This is a genomic window from uncultured Gemella sp. (assembly GCF_963519265.1).
GTDB lineage: Bacteria > Bacillota > Bacilli > Staphylococcales > Gemellaceae > Gemella.
This window is the reverse complement of sequence record NZ_CAUQNQ010000003.1, coordinates 26526-44447: the sequence shown is the minus strand read 5'-3', so window position 1 is coordinate 44447 and position 17922 is coordinate 26526. Positions and strand designations below refer to the sequence as shown.

The window sequence follows — 17922 nt, the reverse complement described above, 5'->3', positions numbered from 1 at the left end:
GGAGAATAATAATGAAAAAGGAAGCAACAACGACTAACCAATATATCAGAAGAAAAATAGAAAAGTTTGGAGTGCGTTATGATGAACAAGGTTCAATAGCTAAAGCGCTTAAAGTAGCAAGTAAACAAGGAAAATCTGGAATTTGGAAACCTGAATTTGTTATGTAAATTTCAGACTATCTAGTTGTTATAGAAAATAAGAGAGATAATGATAAACTCATTAAGTTTGATAAATGCTTTATTGCCAAGGATGTTGCTTCTTTATCAGGCTATGCAGTTAATGGTGCGGTTCACTATGCAAACAATATTGTAACTAAAACTAGCTCTTTTGATGAAGTAATTGCAATAGGTGTAACAGGAGATGAGGAGTTACATAATATTTAACCTGTCTTAGTTAGTTTTGTAGATAGTGAGATTACTGAAAAGATTTTTCCAATATTGTGAGATTTCCAAGTACTTAATCTAGATAATATTAATGAATGGTATTCTGTTAATGTTCTTGGAGAGGCTCCGATTGAACAAAAACGTATTTTTGAGTTGCAAAATGTTTCTAGAGAGCTTCATGAGGATTTGAGGAATTACGCTTCTCTTGAGGGCGAAAATAAGGCTATGGTAAATTCAGCAATACTTCTAGCTCTTAATGAAGATGGGATTGATATACCTAAATTAAGGGGTAATAAATATCCTAAAGGTAAAGATGGGAAAGAGGATTTAACAAAACCAGTAATTAGCAGTGATGGAATGAGAATACTGAAATCAGTTAAAGATTATATTACGGCTGAAGGTATTATGCCAGAAGACAAGGTCAGTATTCTTATTAATAAGTTCTCTTTTTTAGAAACAAATGTTTACTTAAATGGAAAAAACGAGATGTTGGGGATAACACCACTTCATTATTTTATTAGAAAATTATAAGATAAAGTTATTCATCATTTTAAGTAAAATATAAATTACGATATTTTAGGTAATTTTTATGACGAGTTTGTTAAATATGGAGGTAGCGACGGAAATGGTCTAGGAATTGTTTTAACGCCCCACCATATTACAACTCTTATGACAAAATTTATTGATGTATTGCTAACTGATTATGTGTTAGAGCCTGTTTGTGGATTTCATGTCATAATAATGACATAGGCAAATAGTCGAGTAATTACAAGGATTTTAGAGCTTCTACCAAAGTTTAAAACTAGAAAAATGAATTGTTGGTATGTTGTTTAGAGCGGTTATTACGAAAATAAATGTTGTAAATAGTACATCAGCATAAAGGAGGAACATACATGTCTAAGGTAAAAAAAGATATGATTGAAGCAAAAGGTTTTGCTATTCAAATTTATACTGAAGATTTTAAAAACGACTATATAAGTCTAACGGATATTGCAAGGTATAAAAGTGATGAACCAAGTGATGTAATTAAAAATTGGATGAGAAGAAAAGATACAATTGAATTTCTTGGTTTATGGGAAAGCTTAAACAACATGAATTTCAATTCGGTCGAATTCGACCGAATTAAATCGGAAGTTGGATATAATCCCTTTACATTGTCTCCTGAGAAATGGGTAGAGAAAACAGAAGCAATCGGAATTATCTCAAAAGGTGGAAGATATGGAGGTGCATTTGCACATACAGATATTGTCTTTGAATTTGCTTCATGGATTTCTGCTGAATTTAAGATGTATGTAATTCAAGATTACAGAAGACTTAAATTAGATGAGAATTCAAAACTATCATTAGGTTGGAACTTGAAGAGGGAAATTTCAAAGATTAACTACAAAATCCATATAGATGCACTCAAAGAATATCTCTTAAAGGATCTTACCAACGAACAGTTATCCTATAAATACGAAAGTGAAGAAGATATGCTAAATGTTGCTTTATTTAATAAAAGAGTAAAACAGTGGTGTGAAGAAAATCCAGATTTAAAGGGTAATATGAGAGACTATGCAAGTCTGAATGAGTTATTGGTACTTGTAAATATGGAAAGTTATAATGCAATCCTAATTGGAAAAGGTACGGACCAAAAAGAAAGAATGATAGAACTTAGAAAGCTTGCTCAAAAGCAAATTATTTCTTTGGAAAAAGTAAATAATGAAGTAATAAAAAAAATGGAGTAATTTAATGATGAAAAAATTAAATAAAAAAAATATAGCGAATAAATGTCAAATTTTTACTCCATCAAATTACGTTAATGAGTTGCTGGATTCGGTTGGATATTGTAGAAATATAATAAATAAAACAGTATTAGAGAATTCATGTGGTGATGGTAATATTCTTGTTGAAATAGTTAAAAGATATATTGAAGAAGCAGTAAAACTTAAATATTCTAACAAAAAAATAAAAGATGGTTTAGAACGTAATATTTTTGGGTTTGAAATTGACAAAAAACAATTTGAAAAGTGCATATATAACTTAAACTTAATTGCGGAAGAAAATGAAATACAGGATGTTAATTGGAAAATTTATAATGAAGACTATCTAAAAAGTGAAATAAAAACACAATTCGATTTTATAGTAGGGAATCCGCCTTATATAACTTATAGTGATTTGTCTAAAGAGGAAAGAACATTTATTAAGGAGAAATACGAAACATGTAGACAAGGGAAATTTGACTATTGCTATGCATTTATAGAACATAGTATAAAGTTGTTATCAAATGAAGGTAAAATGTCTTATTTAATACCGAGTAGTATATTTAAAACGGTTTTTGGTGATAAACTTAGAGAATTTATGAGTGAGAATATTGTTGTCATAAAAGATTATACAAAAGAAAAGATATTTGATGATGCATTAGTTAAGTCAGCTATTATAATTTTTGATAAAAACTATATTAGTAAAAAAATTAAATATTTCGACATGTGTTGTAATAATAGATTATCCATTAATAAAAAAATAATGAAAGGGAAATGGATTTTTTCTAATGAGTTTAATATAGGAAACAACCGATTTGGCGATTATTTCAAAGTTTCACATGTGATAGCAACTTTGTTAAATAAAGCATATGTAATTAATGAAAATATGTATGATGAAATAGAGGAATATTATAAAGTTGGAAATTTCATGATTGAAAAAGGTGCAGTAATGCCAACTGCAACACCAAGAACTATAAGGTATGGTAAAGTTGAAAAAATTATTTTTCCATATAAATATATTAATAATCGGTTAATAAAATATGAAGAAAATGAATTTGCAAATTTATATCCTGGTACTTTTTTCTATTTGAGCCAATTCAAAAGAGAATTAACAGAAAGAAAATCTGACAAAAGATCAAAGTGGTTTGAATATGGAAGAACGCAAGCACTTTCAGGAATTAAATGCGAAAAACTTCTTATATCAACAATTATCACAGATAAAGTCTGTATATATAGGCTAGAGGAGGATTATATTCCATATGCAGGAATGTATATTTCCTTAAGAGATGAAAACCAAGAATATAATTTGGATTTTGCAAAAAGAATTCTTGAAAGTGAAAATTTCATGGACTATGTAAAGAAGGTGGGGATAAATATTAGTGGAAGTTCATTGAGAATTACATCGAAGGATATTGAAGAATTTAATTTTTAGAGGAGGAAATATGGAATATCTTAAGTATAGTATTGAAGATAGTACAATTGCAGAGCTTTTAGGCGTACAAAACTTTTCCAATGATGAGGCGGCAGTTTTAGAATTGGTTAAAAATGCATATGATGCGAATGCTTTGATTGTTACATTAGAGTTTATTGATAAAACAACGCTGAGAATAACTGATAATGGAGATGGCATGGATTCAGAGGATATAAAGAAACACTGGATGCATATTGGAAAAAGCAGTAAAGGATATGATTTCATTGATACAAATAATAATGTTAGAGTGCAAGCTGGAGCGAAAGGAGTAGGTCGTTTTGCCTTGTCTAGATTAGGTGAAAATATACGATTGTATAGTAAAAAGGCACAAAAAGATGGAGTCGTTTGGAAAACAGATTGGGATAAATCAACATTAGATTTAGATTCTAGCATAGAAAATAAAGGTACTTGTATAGTAATAAACAATCTTAGAAAAAAATGGACTCTTAGGAGAATTGAAAAATTAAATAAGTACCTTGAGAAAACATATAATGATACAGCTATGAAGATACGGATTATAGCTAATGAATACGATGAATTTGTGAAGTTGCATTTTCCAAAACCTGAACCTGGAAAAAATTGTAGAGCGAATATTGTACTAAAATATAATAAAGGAATACTGTCTGTATTAGTGCTTTCAGACGAGTTTGATAGTGAAGCCATAAAGTATTGCCCAGAAATGGATTTAAATACATATAAAAGTGAAGTGAATATTTTTGATGAATTTGAAGGTAATGAAATTGCTGAGATGCGAGGAGAAGAATTATTTTCTGAGTTAGAGGAACTTGGGGGATTCTCTGTAAACTTATTTTTCAACTTAAACGCAACAAAGCAAGATAAAGAAAAATTTTTATATAAATATTTAAGTACTGATGAAAGTGTTGATAGTGGGGTGATTCTTTATAGAAATGCTTTTAGCATATCATCGTTTGAAGGTGAAAGAGATTGGTTAGGATTAGGGAAAAGAACAAGAAAATCTCCAGCAGCGGCATCACATCCCACAGGGGCTTGGAGAGTTAGAGAAAATCAAATGTCTGGATATGTATTGATTGATAAGCAACAAAATATAGTATTGCAAGATCTTATGAATAGACAAGGATTAGATGAAAATATATACTATAAATTGTTCGTTCAAATTATATTAACTGGTATCAAAGAATTTGAAAGATATAGACAAAAAATAATTCGAAAAATAAATGAAAAAAATAAAGGTGAAGAAGCGCCTATAAAAAAAATATCAGATGAAATTGTTAAAAATCCTAAAAAGATAGAAAATTTAAATAAAAGTGAACAGGATAAGCTTATTAATGAACTAAAATTATTTAAACAAGATAGTAAAAAATTTGAGCAAGAGAAAGCAAGGTATAAATATGATGTTAGAATTTTAAATGCTCTAGCAACATCTGGAATGAAGGCTACATCAATAGCACATGAAATAAATAACGACAGAAATCAAATGGAACCATCCTATGATGACATCGTTAATGCTTTAAAAAAATATAGGGTTTGGGAAATTGTTAATAGTCCAGAGAATAGAAAAATTGCGTGTGAAGATATACCAGGTTTGTTAGAAAATAATCATATTGCAGTAAAAAAAATACTGAGATTTATTGATGCGATTTTAGAAAAAGTAGAAAAAAATCAATTTTTTGCAGAATGTTTAAATATAAAAGAAATTTTAAATCAAATATTAGAAGGTTGGAAAAAAGATTATTCTTGGTTACATATAGAAACGTGTATAGATGATAAAGTAGAATTTAATATATCAAAAGACACATTCTACACTATATTTGATAATTTAATACTAAATAGTGTTCAACAAAACAGCGAAGCTAATGAATTAAGAATAAAAATTGTAATTAGTAGAGATAATAATAAGCTGAAAATATTGTATTACGATGATGGGAAGGGATTGTCAAAAAAATATTTAGATAACCCAAGAATTATTTTAGAACCGCATGAAACAAGCAGAACAAATGGACACGGTCTTGGGATGTGGATAATTAACAATACAATTAATTTACAAAAAGGAAAAATTCTTTCTATTTCAGGAGAGAGTGGGTTTAAATTTAGTTTTGAAATGGAGGAAACGATTTTAAATGGAATTAATAACTATGCTTTATGTAGATGACAAAATTGATTTGTATGTTTCGAAATATTTAAATTCATATTCAAATGATAAGGCTGAATATAAATATTCAGAATTGAAATTTGAAAATAAATATTCCTACGAAGACTTGCTTGAGAATGATGAAATTCAAAAAGCTGATATATTGTTTTTGGATTCAATGCTTTTTGAAAATGGAAACGTACAAGATAAGAAAATTTCTGGGGAAGAGCTTGGCTTGATAATTAAAAAAATTTTTCCTTTTAAAGAAATAATAGTAATTACTCAATATCAAGAAAAGATGGAATATAGTACATTAAAAAAATATAATTCTAATACGTATCTTTGTGGTGTGGATTCATTTTTTCAAGATAATTGGAATGAAGGAATAGTTAATGCCACCCAAAATATAATTTTAAATAGAAATATTTTAAAAAATATTTCCATGAAAAATTATGTTGAGAAATTCCTATTTGAAAAAATGGAGAATTCAATAAATGGAGTGTCAAATTATGATAATTTAACTAAGATGGATATTGATAATCTTATTAAAGCTTTTGAAGAAATGAGAAAAAATTATGAAGAATGATTATAGAAATACAGTATATGAAGTTCCCAAAAAGAACATTATTGATGAAAAAAAAGCTTTAGAAGAGAGAATAAAAAGAGAACATCCTAAGGTAAAAATAATATACAATCAAATAAATAAAAGAGATAGTGAATATAATAAGCAATTTAGGAATATATATAATAATAAATGTGCTTATTGTGGTATCACAACAGATGTGATAAGTTGTGAATTATTTGAAGTAGATCATTTTATTTGTGAATCATCATTCAATGAAGATTTTATAAATGCTGGCAAAATAAATAATTTGGTTCTCTCATGCAAAAAATGTAATAGAGCAAAAAAAGATTTTATATGGAGTGAAGCATATTCTCCAAGATTTAATGTTGATGATGAAAGCATAACAGAATTATTTTATAGAGATGAGGAGTATTATATTAGGACGGAGCAAAAATATATTACAGATAATATTATTTGTAGCTTCTATAGAAAATTGAAATTGGATGAAGAAATTAGAAGATTGGATTTTTTGCTCATGAATATGTATGGATTTTACAATAAATATTCCGATGATAAAAATATTGAAAAAATATTAAAATGTATTATGTTTTTGCAAAAAAAAAGAAATGAGCTATAGTGGACGCATCGTCTGGGTTTCGCGTCATAATAATGACACAGTCAAATAGTCGAGTAATTACAAGGGTTTTGTAGCTTCTGTTAAAGTCAAATTATTACGGAAAATAAATTCCAAAAAATTAAATTACAATGAAAAATTAAAAAAATTTTTTCGTCGGCAAGAATTAAGTAACAAATTTTGGCTCTTTGTCAAGTTCGGGGCATGGGAAAAAATCACTCTAGAAATCTAGGCAGCATTTTGCGGTTCTTTGTCAAATTCGGTTGATTTAGAAAATTAGGAGAAAGCTATGCTATATTAAGTAGTATAGCTTTTTTTCTATTTTTTCGTTTTAGTTTTATTTCTTTCTTTTTATCGAGAATATCTTGGCGCTCTTCTTTCGAATATCTAGGTTTTTTGTTAGTTTCAGAAGGTATAAATAAGCTGAATACAAGGAGTATTTTAGCTTTAAAGTTACTAAAAGATCTATAACCATAAGAAATACGCTTAATAACTTTAATTTTGTTGTTAATTCCTTCTAAAGGACCGTTATTAGTTATCTTACATTCTTTACAATAAGGACAAGAGTTAGATGAAGCTTCCAATACTCCGTAATAAACGAGATGCTTACAACCATTTATTTCAATTTCCTCTGTTTTATCTAGAATTTTTATATTTTCGTCAGTTATTTGTAGCGTTATTTTAAGAGATTTGCTATAATTACACATATGAATGTAAATTTCCTTTCTTGATTTTTTGCTCATACTTAAATTATAGAGGAATTTTACATTCTTTTCTATTTTTTTATAAATTTAAATACGGCTGATATTTATTATCAACCGTATTTATTATAGACCCGCAATTTATAGTTTAAAGAAATTTATTTTTTTTCTACCCTTTCCGAATTTTATTATATCCAGCTCTTCGAATTAATTGACAACAAGAAAAGGTATGTGATAGAATATAGGAAAGTGAATGTGAAATGCTAGTACATTCCAACACGAAAGCCAATTGAAGTGCTATTTCAATTGGCTTTTTATATTAATATTTAATATTCACATACAAAGTGAAGAGTATGCATCGTGTCCTAAAATGGCTACTTTTTCTTGTTGTTATCTTTTAGGAAATAATATTCTATTATCAGAAGAATAACTCCGGATAATAGATTCACAAGAATTTGTGAAATGCTAGTATTCATACCAACACCTCCCTTCCGGGGCAGTAGCCTACCTTTATTATAGCACTAGAAATTATTTTAGAAAAGGTTTTCTTATTAATGTTAAAACTAAAGTTAGATTTTTAAGATTATGTAAATAGGAGAAGGGATAGAGGATATGCCTTCGAATTAATTGACAACAAGAAAAGGTATGTGGTAGAATATATATAAGTGAATTGGACGATTATATTCACATGAGACCACGAAAAGCAACTGAAACGCCATTCAGTTGCTTTTTTATATGTATTAACATACTACTTAGTATGAGAATAGATATTCATACATGAGTGAATAACATGTACGTCGTGCCTAAATAGGGCTACCTTTTCTTGTTGTTTTTATCATTTAGGAAATAAAAATATTCTATAAATAGGAGAATAATTCCTATAAATAGTCCAACAAGAATTTGAACGATTATATCGTACATGCAACCACCTCCTTTTGGAGCTAGTAGCCTAACTTTATTATAGCACTAGAAGTCATGTTAGAAAAGGTTTTCTTATTGATGTTGAGATTAAAATTGCATTTTTAAGATTATGTAAACGGAAAATAAAAAAGGTAGTTATCAAGAAAAAAAGAATAGTGATTTTAAATGAAAGTTGTTTGACATGATATAGAAAGATATGATAAAGTATAGACAAGTGAATAGGAAGTAATAATACTTTTTAATATAAGCTCTAATTTTGATTTTAATCAGATTAGTGGTGGAAATCACGTATAGAGTGGAATTTATGAGCTGTGTCTAAAAGTAAGTTGATATAAATTAAGAGGATAATATTATATATTAGGATTAGTATTTCTGATAATAATTAACAAGAATTTGGGTAATGTCTATCTCCATTCAACCACCTCCTTTCGGGCAAGGTATCAATTGATATTAGACATAAGTGAAGATGATTTACGCTGGGTCAATAGCTAAAACATGGGATAGACTATAAGAAGTGAATGATGTCTATCAAATTCCACCACGAAAGCCAATTGAAGATTCAGTTCAATTGGCTTTTTATACTAATATTTACACACAAGTGAAGTATGTGCGTCGTGAGCTAAAATGGCTATCTACTTCCCTTGTTTTATCATTATAGGTCACTATGTCAAGTTATAAAGAATCTTATCTTATTAAGTATGAGATAAGTTTTTTTATTTCTGTTAACTACCATAAATTATTTTTTATTCTTCATATTTGGCGATTTGCTGATTGTTAAGTTTGTATTATATTGAAATTTGGTGTAGAATAAAGTTGAAGGAAGAGTGAATTTTATAAAGATTTTCATATATAAGAGGATTGATAAAATCGCTGTAAATTTTGTATATTTATTATAAAGATAAAAGGAGGGGCAGACATGAATAATAAAAAAATTATAAAATTTCCTGTTAATAAAAAAGGATATACAGGAATTAGGAATAAAACATCTAGAGACTTTAAACTTAATCAAGGTTATGGTAAGATTAGATTTACTTCTAAAGAGATTGAATCTGATTTTAAAGAATCGATGAGGCTTTTTGCGGAGTTTATTGAGAATATTGATGATTCTAAATATGCGATTTATATTGAAGATGCAATAGCTTTATCTAAGTATAATGTGGATGCTAGAGTCTGGAAAATTGTTAGTAAAGATTGTACAGAATATGAAATAGAATTAGCATTACTACGCCTAAAAGATGAAGTATACACCTTTGAAGAAGGTTATGTCGAGGGTAAACTATTTCCGATTAACTATCTTCATCTAATAGTTTGCCACCACCTTGCGGAATTTTATTTAGGTAATAAGCTCTACAATAAAGTTTGGGATGCATATAAACCTTTTTATATGGCTTTAGATATGGCTGATGAAGTTTTAGTGCCGATGTATCATAATTTTATCGTGGCTAGTCTTATATTAAATGATTTCACAATGCTTAACCATTACTATAAACTTATGAATAAACGTGGTAAAAATGATGATGTAATTTTATTATCAAAAGTTTTCTATCACTTGATGCAAGGTGAGGAGAAAGAGGCAGTTGCATTCTATAATAAATTGATAAAAAATAATAAATACATTTCGGATGTATTAGATAGAATTGCTAATCCTAAGCTGATTGAATTTAGCACGGATGATGATTGTAAGTATCTAGATGCTCTTAATACGGTTATGAAATTTGATTATTTTATAAATAGAGAGTATTATTTCGACTTCCTTATGCATGTGAGAGAAAGTGAATATGTAATTGGAGATGAATTAGATAAGTATGCCGACCGCAAGGAAATAACGGTTGCTGATATGAAACGAGATAAATCGTTTATGGCAATTAGAGATACGGAATTAAAAATTATGCATGAGAACTTTTTATTAACAAAAGAGGATTTCTTGAAGATTACGAAGTCAGAATTTCTTAAAATAAAAGGTTTAGGTAAGGGGACTATCAAAAACCTACATTTAAACGGTGTAATGTTCGCTGATGATAGTGAGTTTGATATCCAGATGGATCTTATGGAGGATGACTTATGGTAAAACATGATAGAGAATTCGAAATATTGCTTAAAGAGTTTTTGAAAACTGAAGGGAAGCATTTTTCTAGTAAGGAAGAGGCTACCGAGGTATTTGAACGTATTTACAATTTAGTCGACGAAGGTTATGAGATAGATGCTTCTCTTAGCGATCTTGTTGATGCGATAGATGAAGGGAATATGAGTGTCGTTGATAAAATTAGCGCCTTACGTGAACTTCATGAGGAAAATAAAGATGCTCTAGAAAGGGCTGTAGAGTTGGAAGAGGATATCATGTACTCAGATAATGATGAAGATGCTGAACAGATGATAATAGCGGATGTTCTGGCTGAATATTATAGTAAGGCTGGTATGAATGAAGAAGCCGCGAAACTATATGAACTTATGTTGATGGCGAATCCAAGTGATTTCCATGAGGTGATAGATCTCTTGACACTTATGTATGTTCGCCTAGATAGAGAAAGTTTATTGATGGATCATATTGATTGTTTTGACTATGAAGATTCAGAAGCGACATTGCTATTGTTAAGTATCTTTAGCATAAATCAAGAAAGATTTGATGAAGCACATTATTATATGACTAAACTTAAAAAACTTAATAAGTGCACGGGTGATATTTTTAAAGGCGGATTCAATAAAGTTCTAGATTATTTAGAAGGAAATCCAGGTAATGTGAAAGGTGCTAATAAGGAAAAATATTTTGAAATGCAATTCTCAGTGGGCATTGCTAAAGAATATTTGACTAATAAATATCATTACGAATTATTAGAGAAATTCTATAGAGAAGATATAGAGAAAAAACAAAGCCTGATTGTTGAAGGACGTAAGTCTGTGTCCAAAGAAGATATGAAAGAAGATCCTGTCTTCAAAGGTATGGAAAAACAATTGAACAAGATTATCGATGCAGAATTGTATAATAAAGAAATTATCGAATGTTATACAGAAAAGGAACTGAAAAAACTAGATGGTATTGGAGTAGGTATTATCAAAAAACTGAAAGATAATGGTGTGAAGTTCAAAGAAGAATAAACTAGATTTATTTTTCGAGACATATATATACAAAAAACAGAAACCTTTTGACTTATGTTTATACATGAAAGTAAATAGATATAAGAGTTCGATTTTCTAAATAGTTGTATATATAAAAAATCTGGGAAGAGTGAGTGACTTCAAAACCGATTTTATCGAGTCATCTCATAGTTTCCTAGATTTTTTATTAAGCAAAATGGAAAAAATAGTCGAAATTTCCATTTTAAGAAGAAAAAGAGAGCCCAAAATGGAAAAAATAGTCAAAATTTCCATTTTTGGAAGAAAAAGAGAGCTCAAAATGGAAAAAACGGGTAAAATTTCCATTTTTGGAAGAAAAAGAGAGTTCAAAATGGAAAAAACGGGTAAAATTTCCAATTTGGGAAGAAAAAAAGAGTTCAAAATGGAAAAAACAGTCAAAATTTCCATTTTGAAATTAGGGTGCGAGTGCCACCTCACGCCCCTAATAAGTTATAATAAAAAACTACTATGTCAGGAAATAACTCGAAAATCGTCATTTCAGAGAAATCGATTTTGTCGAATTATCCTAAATTGCATATGATAGGTGAAAAAGGGAGTGACTCAAAAATTGTGATTTTTAAGAAATCGATTTTGTCGAGTCACCCCCGCAAAGTTTATTAGACATCTAAAAAGCTTTTATAAAGCGAATTTAGATGTCAATAAACCACTGCGTTTATGAGTTTTCATATACACTTTGTTAAAATTTAGGACTTTTGAGCCCATACCTTCTAGTATGATTTCTCCCATGCCCCGAAGTTGACAGAGCGCTGTTTCTTAAATCTTTATTTAGTTTTATCTTTTTGAATACTCAACAGCTCTTGCTATTTTTGGTTTAGCAGGATTTTTGTCTATATTGTTTTCTTCTAATAATTTCTCGAATGCGACTACTCCTGTTTCGTAATCTTTTGTCTCGAATTCTAATTCATAATCGACGATATCATTGATAAATGTTGTCTCATCAAGTACCAATAAGCCTTCTTCTAAAGTAACTTCGTGTCTTAACGTCTCGATTTTTTGAATCAGCATTGGAGTTTTAATCTTCACGTTCATTCGCTCTAGCTCAGCGATAATTTCATTCGGCAAAATTGGCAGTACCGTTGGCTCTTTTGGATATTTTTCATCAAGAGGTACGTTTATCTCAACATTTTGAGTTTCACCTTTTACCTTTAGAGTCATCTCTGTTTTTTTATTTGTATAACGAATTCTTAGTGCTGCTCCGATTTTCTTGAAACTTTCATCTGCATCATCATAGTAGAAATTTTTGTTTATTATTTTTTCAGAATTCTTTAAGTCATATTTTTCAAATAGTGACGCATATTGATCTTTTGTAAGTAAGTTTTTAAATTCTATTTCTATTTCTCGCATGAAATTTCCTTTCTCTTTTCAATCGCAATAATAAATGGTGCGTTGTTTTTCTGATTTATAAATTGATAAACCAATACTTCAGCTTCTTTTTGGTCGAGATTTTGAAGTTCATTTAACAATGCTTCCTTTTCTACCTTACCATTCTCATGTCCCCAATAGACAACAATAACGATTCTTCCACCAACTTCTAAGTGTAATAAGAACTTTTTAATCGTCGCAAGTGTCGTCTCAGCTAGTGTAGTAATCTCGTGATCTGCATTCGGTAGGTATCCCAGATTAAAGATAACTGCACGAATTTTTTCATCTATATACTTATTAAATTCAAAGTGCGAATCAAGAATAACCTCGCATTTATCTGATAGCTCAGCTTCTTCGATTAGACTCGTAGTATTTTTTATTGCTAATTCTTGGATATCAAATGCATAGACTTTTTTAGCTGAAGTCTTCGCTAGAAACAATGTATCATTTCCATTTCCAGCTGTAGCATCAACGACGACTGAATTTTTATCAATAACTTCTTTTAATAATTTTTTGCTAAAAGCTAATACCTTATCCATATTATTATCCTTATTATAAAATTATTTTTTTCTGTCTGCTTTCATTTCAGAAAGAATGTCACTAAGTTCGTAATAGTTATCGCTAGCTATTGTAAAGTCAAGTGACGTGTTAATAATCTCAGCTAATAGTTTCGAATTATCACTTGTATAGTCTTCTTCTCGATTTAAATTTTCTTTAAGACCTGCGACAAGTTTTTCTAATTTTTCTACTAAATCAGCTTCTGTAGTTTCATCATTTTCATCAAATTCTTTAGTGTAGTCTTTGATATTAAAGCTAAGTCCATCTTTTAACGGTGCGATATATAAAGCACGTAGGTTATTTACGTCCTCACCAACTGCAGCTGAAAGTTCATGTAGAGGAGCAGTGTAAATTTTCTCATCTTCTGCACCGGCTTGCTCAATAACTGTAACCTCATGATCATAAGGATAGAACGACATAAGTTCGTCAGAGACATTAGCCGCAGTTAAATCATCATAGCATTGAGTGATAAGTAGGTGTTGTAGTGGGTTAACCTGTCTTAACGTCTCAAGCGCAGTGGCATCAACAAGAGAGAATCCCTCTACAGGATCGAACTTCGCTGCGTTAAAACAAGAATCTAAAAAGCTCTCACCACCAACGATTTTTACGTCTTTACCGCTGTTTATAAGCAGTTGAGTAGTCAGCTCAGCGACCATAGGATGCCCAGGAACGAGATACATTACATCGTTAGCCTCAGCAACTTCAAGAATATAATTCGCAATACCGTTATATGTATTTTCGAAATTTTCACTTTCTGTATAAAACCTGTCACAAGTTTCAAATACGATATTATTTTCCTCCAAGAAAGAAATCGCAGGGTGCTCTTTAGTACGAGCGATAACCTTTGCATTAGTGTTATCTAGTAATAGTTGTTTGATATTTTCCTTAATGTTTGAACTATCATTAGGTCCAAGTCCAATAATATAAATCATAATGTGCTCCTTATTTATCGATTTAATTGAGTTTTTTTATTCAAAAGTAGTGCGTAAACCTAGTACGGATCACTGTTTCGAATTCTTAATAATATGTTTCGATTCAAAAGCAATATGTAAATCCAGTACAAATAATTTTTTTAAAAATTAATAACTTCATCTAGTACAAATCACTTTTTTTCATTTTTGTATGTTTTCTTTAATACAAAAGTGTCTTGATTGTCTCAAGTGCCTCACTTTCTTCAACATTGTTATTATAACATAAATTAAGGTTTGAGTTGATAAAAATATTTATCTACATATTATCGATTCATTATTCAAATATGCAGTATGGTACGACTGGGAATGGAGTGAATTATAAAAAATTATGATAAATCTTATATTAATAAACAAGGTTGTTCACTACAGTAAAGAGAAGAAATATTTCCTTGGGAATTTAAGTTTCCCTTACGAAGATTTATGAGCTATGGTATTTTTAGAGTTAAATTATAGAAAAGTATAGATGATATTTGCTATTAAGCTTTGACATAATAAGGTTTTAATAAAAAATAAAATCCAAATATAGCATTAAATTTATGTCTATACAAGACTGAGAAAAGTAAGAATATTTTTTGAGATAAAAAGTTTTATAAAACTTAATTAAAATAGTTTTATGCTTGATATATTAGGATTTACATATATATTGTAAAATGATATAATATGATTATAATAAAGTATTATAAGGAGGAAATAAATATGTCAATTAAAGTATTAAAAGTCGCTAAAGCAGCACTTAAAACACCAGGAGTATTTGCAGGAGGAGTAGCATTTGGGACTTTCGGTCTTAAACTTTTATCAAGTAAAGATGCGAAGAAAGGGTACTCAGTTGTTTTATCAAAATTATATAAGGCAAAAGATGGAGTAGAAGGAACAGTATCAAATATCAAGCAACATGCTGACGATGTTGTAGCGGATGCTAAAGACTTATACGAAAAAGAAAAAAGAGAAAGCAATCTTCAAGAATTAGAGGAAAAATAAGATGGATTTCAAAATACTACATCTTTCAAGTGCAAGAGCGAGGGTTAGAGTTAATTTTCGCTTAACACCAGATGTAAAAGTATATTTTAAAGAACAGGCATCAAAAATCGAAAATATACAAAAAGTGGACTTTTATCAAGATGAGTACACTTTTGTTGTTATATTTAAAGATGGTTGCAACAGTTGTTTGCGAGAATTTTTTAAATTAGTAAATAAAGAAAGAGTTAAGGACTGTTATGAGAATCCGGTTGCAGTAGCTGAAGAAAGTCCTTATTCAATTATTATGAATGCCGTGTTTTGGCGTGCGATGTCTAAGCTATTCGTGCCACTTCCATTTAGAGCTATTCACACATGGTGGAAAGCATCAGGGTATTTAAAAGATACGCTGAAATTACTATCACGCAAGCAACTTACTATGGAAACACTTGATTCTGCAGCGATTCTTGTGTCATTGGCGACGGGAGCTCGTGAAACAGCAAGTTCTATTATGTTCATCTTAGAATTAGGAGAAGCTTTAAACAACTGGTCTGAGAAAAAATCTGTAAAAGTACTAGAACAAAGTTTAACTTCTATGGATAAAGAAATTTGGCTTGTTGAAGAAGATGGTAATAGAAAAATAACTTGTGCAGAGGTGAAAAAAGGCGATATAATTCTAGTTTCAGAAGGAAATGAAATTCTTTTTGATGGTATTGTGATGAGTGAGGGAGCTAGTGTTGATGAAAGTTCATTGACAGGTGAAAGTTTCCCTGTTGTGAAGAATATCGGAGATAATGTTTATTCTAATACGATAGTTGTTAATGGTGAGATTAAGCTAAAAGTTGAAAATCCACAGGTTAATGGTCGCATTCATCATTTAATTCAACTGATGAAAGATTCTGAAAGTAGAGAAGATGCATATCATTACAAATATATTAAGTTAGCCGACAGCATCGTAAAATATAACTTCCTAGCGATGGGATTAACGTATTTATTTACAAGATCATTCGTGAAGGCGATGTCGTTTCTATTAGTAGACTACTCATGTGCATTGAAATTATCAACACCAGTAGCATATCTAACTACTATAAAAAATCTAATCGATCAAAAAATTGTGGTAAAAAATTCAGTAACCCTTGATAAATATGAGGATATAGATACATTTGTTTTTGATAAAACAGGAACAATTACAGTATCTAAGCCATATATTCAAGAAGTACTACCATTTTATGAATATTCTTATGAAGAAGTTCTTAGAATTGGAGCATGTTTAGAGGAGCATATCTATCATCCAATTGCTAGTGCCGTAGTAAGTAAGGCGGAAGAAGATGGGATTGAGCATGAAGAGATGCACACAGAACTATATCACATCGCTTCAAAAGGGATAGTGTCTCATATCGACGGAGAGAAAGTAGTTATCGGAAGTAGACAATTGCTAAAAGACGAAGGTGTAGTTGTTACTGCCGAACAAGAACAAATCATATCCGAAAAACAAGAACAATATAACCTACTATTCTTAGGATATAAAGAAAAATTAATCTCAATTTTCTGTGTGGATATTCCATTAAGAGATGAGGCAAGTACAGTATTAGCTGAGCTTAGAAATAAAGGTAAAAAGGTAGTTCTGTTAACAGGTGATAACGAAATTAGAACTAAGAAAATTTTAAAAGACGTAACTTTTGATGAAGTACATACAAGTATGACGCCAGTTACGAAGTTTGAGTATATTAAGGGCGAAAAAGAACGAGGAAGACATGTCCTGATGATAGGTGACGGTCTAAATGACTCAGCGGCACTGTCGGAAAGTGACGTAAGTATTGTTATGAGCGAAAGTGCTGATCTTTCGAAACAAATAAGTGATGTCGTCCTAAAATCAGATTCACTAAACTCGCTATTATTACTGTCAGATGTTTCAAAAACACTACGTGTGCAAATGAGCAACAACGTTAAGAGCACAGTATCGATTAATAGTTCACTAATATTCTTAGGGTTAATAAATGTATTACCATCGAACTTATTAGCATTACTACATAATCTAACTACATTTAGTATCGTACTTAAGAATTTTAATATTAAGTAGAGTAAAAGTTAGCTTGTGTCTGTACATAATATAGGTATCAGCTCGTGAGATTATGTAAACAAAACAAAATTATAAGCTGTTGGGCTATGTGAACTAAATAATAATAAAACTCGAGTCTGGGAGAATCTAGATTCGAGTTTTTGTTTATATTGGAAGAAATAGTAAAAAGATAGTCTCACTATAATGTGAAACTATCTTCTTGCAAGTTTTATAGATTTAGAAAGTACTGATAAGATAATTCTTACAATTATAACAAGGATTATAGTCAGTATAAAGTTCAGGACTACTATCACTGGGAACATACTGAACCTCATGTTCATATTAGTAATTTGATTTAC

At 29.9% G+C, this 17922-nt stretch carries 14 protein-coding genes and 1 pseudogene; 11 read left to right on the top strand and 4 right to left on the bottom strand.

What is annotated here, in order from left to right:
* The first annotated feature begins 11 nt into the window (after positions 1-11).
* The 7 genes from RWN11_RS00970 (at position 12) to RWN11_RS00940 (ending at position 6908) form a co-directional block, all read left to right on the top strand.
* Complete coding sequence (locus tag RWN11_RS00970; protein ID WP_314159926.1) at positions 12-167, top strand: hypothetical protein; 156 nt, start codon at positions 12-14, stop codon at positions 165-167.
* Between the two features lie 441 nt (positions 168-608).
* Positions 609-914 (top strand): hypothetical protein, encoded by a 306-nt coding sequence (locus RWN11_RS00965; protein ID WP_314159925.1) that lies wholly within the window; start codon positions 609-611, stop codon positions 912-914.
* A 362-nt stretch (positions 915-1276) separates the two neighbouring features.
* Positions 1277-2110, top strand: a complete 834-nt coding sequence (locus RWN11_RS00960) for a KilA-N domain-containing protein (protein WP_314159924.1) — start codon at positions 1277-1279, stop codon at positions 2108-2110.
* 7 nt (positions 2111-2117) lie between these two features.
* Positions 2118-3557: an Eco57I restriction-modification methylase domain-containing protein gene (locus RWN11_RS00955; protein WP_314159923.1), complete on the top strand. Its 1440-nt coding sequence runs from the start codon at positions 2118-2120 to the stop codon at positions 3555-3557.
* A gap of 10 nt (positions 3558-3567) precedes the next feature.
* Positions 3568-5727 carry an ATP-binding protein gene (locus tag RWN11_RS00950; protein WP_314159922.1) on the top strand — a complete coding sequence of 720 codons (2160 nt, stop codon included), beginning with the start codon at positions 3568-3570 and terminating at the stop codon, positions 5725-5727.
* A complete protein-coding gene (locus tag RWN11_RS00945) occupies positions 5696-6292 on the top strand; it encodes a hypothetical protein (protein WP_314159921.1) in 597 nt (198 codons plus the stop codon). The genes RWN11_RS00950 and RWN11_RS00945 overlap by 32 nt, the downstream gene beginning before the upstream one ends.
* Positions 6282-6908 (top strand): HNH endonuclease, encoded by a 627-nt coding sequence (locus tag RWN11_RS00940; RefSeq protein ID WP_314159920.1) that lies wholly within the window; start codon positions 6282-6284, stop codon positions 6906-6908. The genes RWN11_RS00945 and RWN11_RS00940 overlap by 11 nt, the downstream gene beginning before the upstream one ends.
* A gap of 284 nt (positions 6909-7192) precedes the next feature.
* Here the strand turns inward: RWN11_RS00940 and RWN11_RS00935 are convergent.
* Positions 7193-7438: pseudogene (locus RWN11_RS00935) on the bottom strand (transposase); the annotation flags it as partial.
* Between the two features lie 2005 nt (positions 7439-9443).
* Here RWN11_RS00935 and RWN11_RS00930 point away from each other — a divergent pair.
* Together RWN11_RS00930 and RWN11_RS00925 are read left to right on the top strand one after the other, a co-directional pair.
* Complete coding sequence (locus RWN11_RS00930; protein WP_314159919.1) at positions 9444-10595, top strand: hypothetical protein; 1152 nt, start codon at positions 9444-9446, stop codon at positions 10593-10595.
* Positions 10589-11620: a hypothetical protein gene (locus tag RWN11_RS00925; RefSeq protein WP_314159918.1), complete on the top strand. Its 1032-nt coding sequence runs from the start codon at positions 10589-10591 to the stop codon at positions 11618-11620. The genes RWN11_RS00930 and RWN11_RS00925 overlap by 7 nt, the downstream gene beginning before the upstream one ends.
* 810 nt (positions 11621-12430) lie before the next feature.
* On the opposite strand, the gene RWN11_RS00920 is transcribed toward RWN11_RS00925, so the two are convergent.
* The 3 genes from RWN11_RS00920 to RWN11_RS00910 are packed head-to-tail and all read right to left on the bottom strand — an operon-like array spanning position 12431 to position 14511.
* Entirely contained in the window at positions 12431-13003 is a 573-nt protein-coding gene (locus tag RWN11_RS00920; protein WP_314159917.1) for a CYTH domain-containing protein, read from the bottom strand.
* Positions 12991-13560 (bottom strand): class I SAM-dependent methyltransferase, encoded by a 570-nt coding sequence (locus tag RWN11_RS00915; RefSeq protein WP_314159916.1) that lies wholly within the window; start codon positions 13558-13560, stop codon positions 12991-12993. Before RWN11_RS00915 ends, RWN11_RS00920 begins: the two co-directional genes overlap by 13 nt.
* 21 nt (positions 13561-13581) lie before the next feature.
* Positions 13582-14511, bottom strand: a complete 930-nt coding sequence (locus RWN11_RS00910; protein ID WP_314159915.1) for an SAM-dependent methyltransferase — start codon at positions 14509-14511, stop codon at positions 13582-13584.
* Positions 14512-15246: 735 nt separating this feature from the next.
* Here RWN11_RS00910 and RWN11_RS00905 point away from each other — a divergent pair.
* Together RWN11_RS00905 and RWN11_RS00900 are read left to right on the top strand one after the other, a co-directional pair.
* On the top strand, positions 15247-15528 hold the full coding sequence (locus RWN11_RS00905; protein ID WP_274460090.1) for a DUF6110 family protein: 282 nt from the start codon (positions 15247-15249) through the stop codon (positions 15526-15528).
* Between the two features lies 1 nt (position 15529).
* Complete coding sequence (locus tag RWN11_RS00900) at positions 15530-17584, top strand: heavy metal translocating P-type ATPase (protein ID WP_314159914.1); 2055 nt, start codon at positions 15530-15532, stop codon at positions 17582-17584.
* Positions 17585-17922 lie beyond the last annotated feature (338 nt).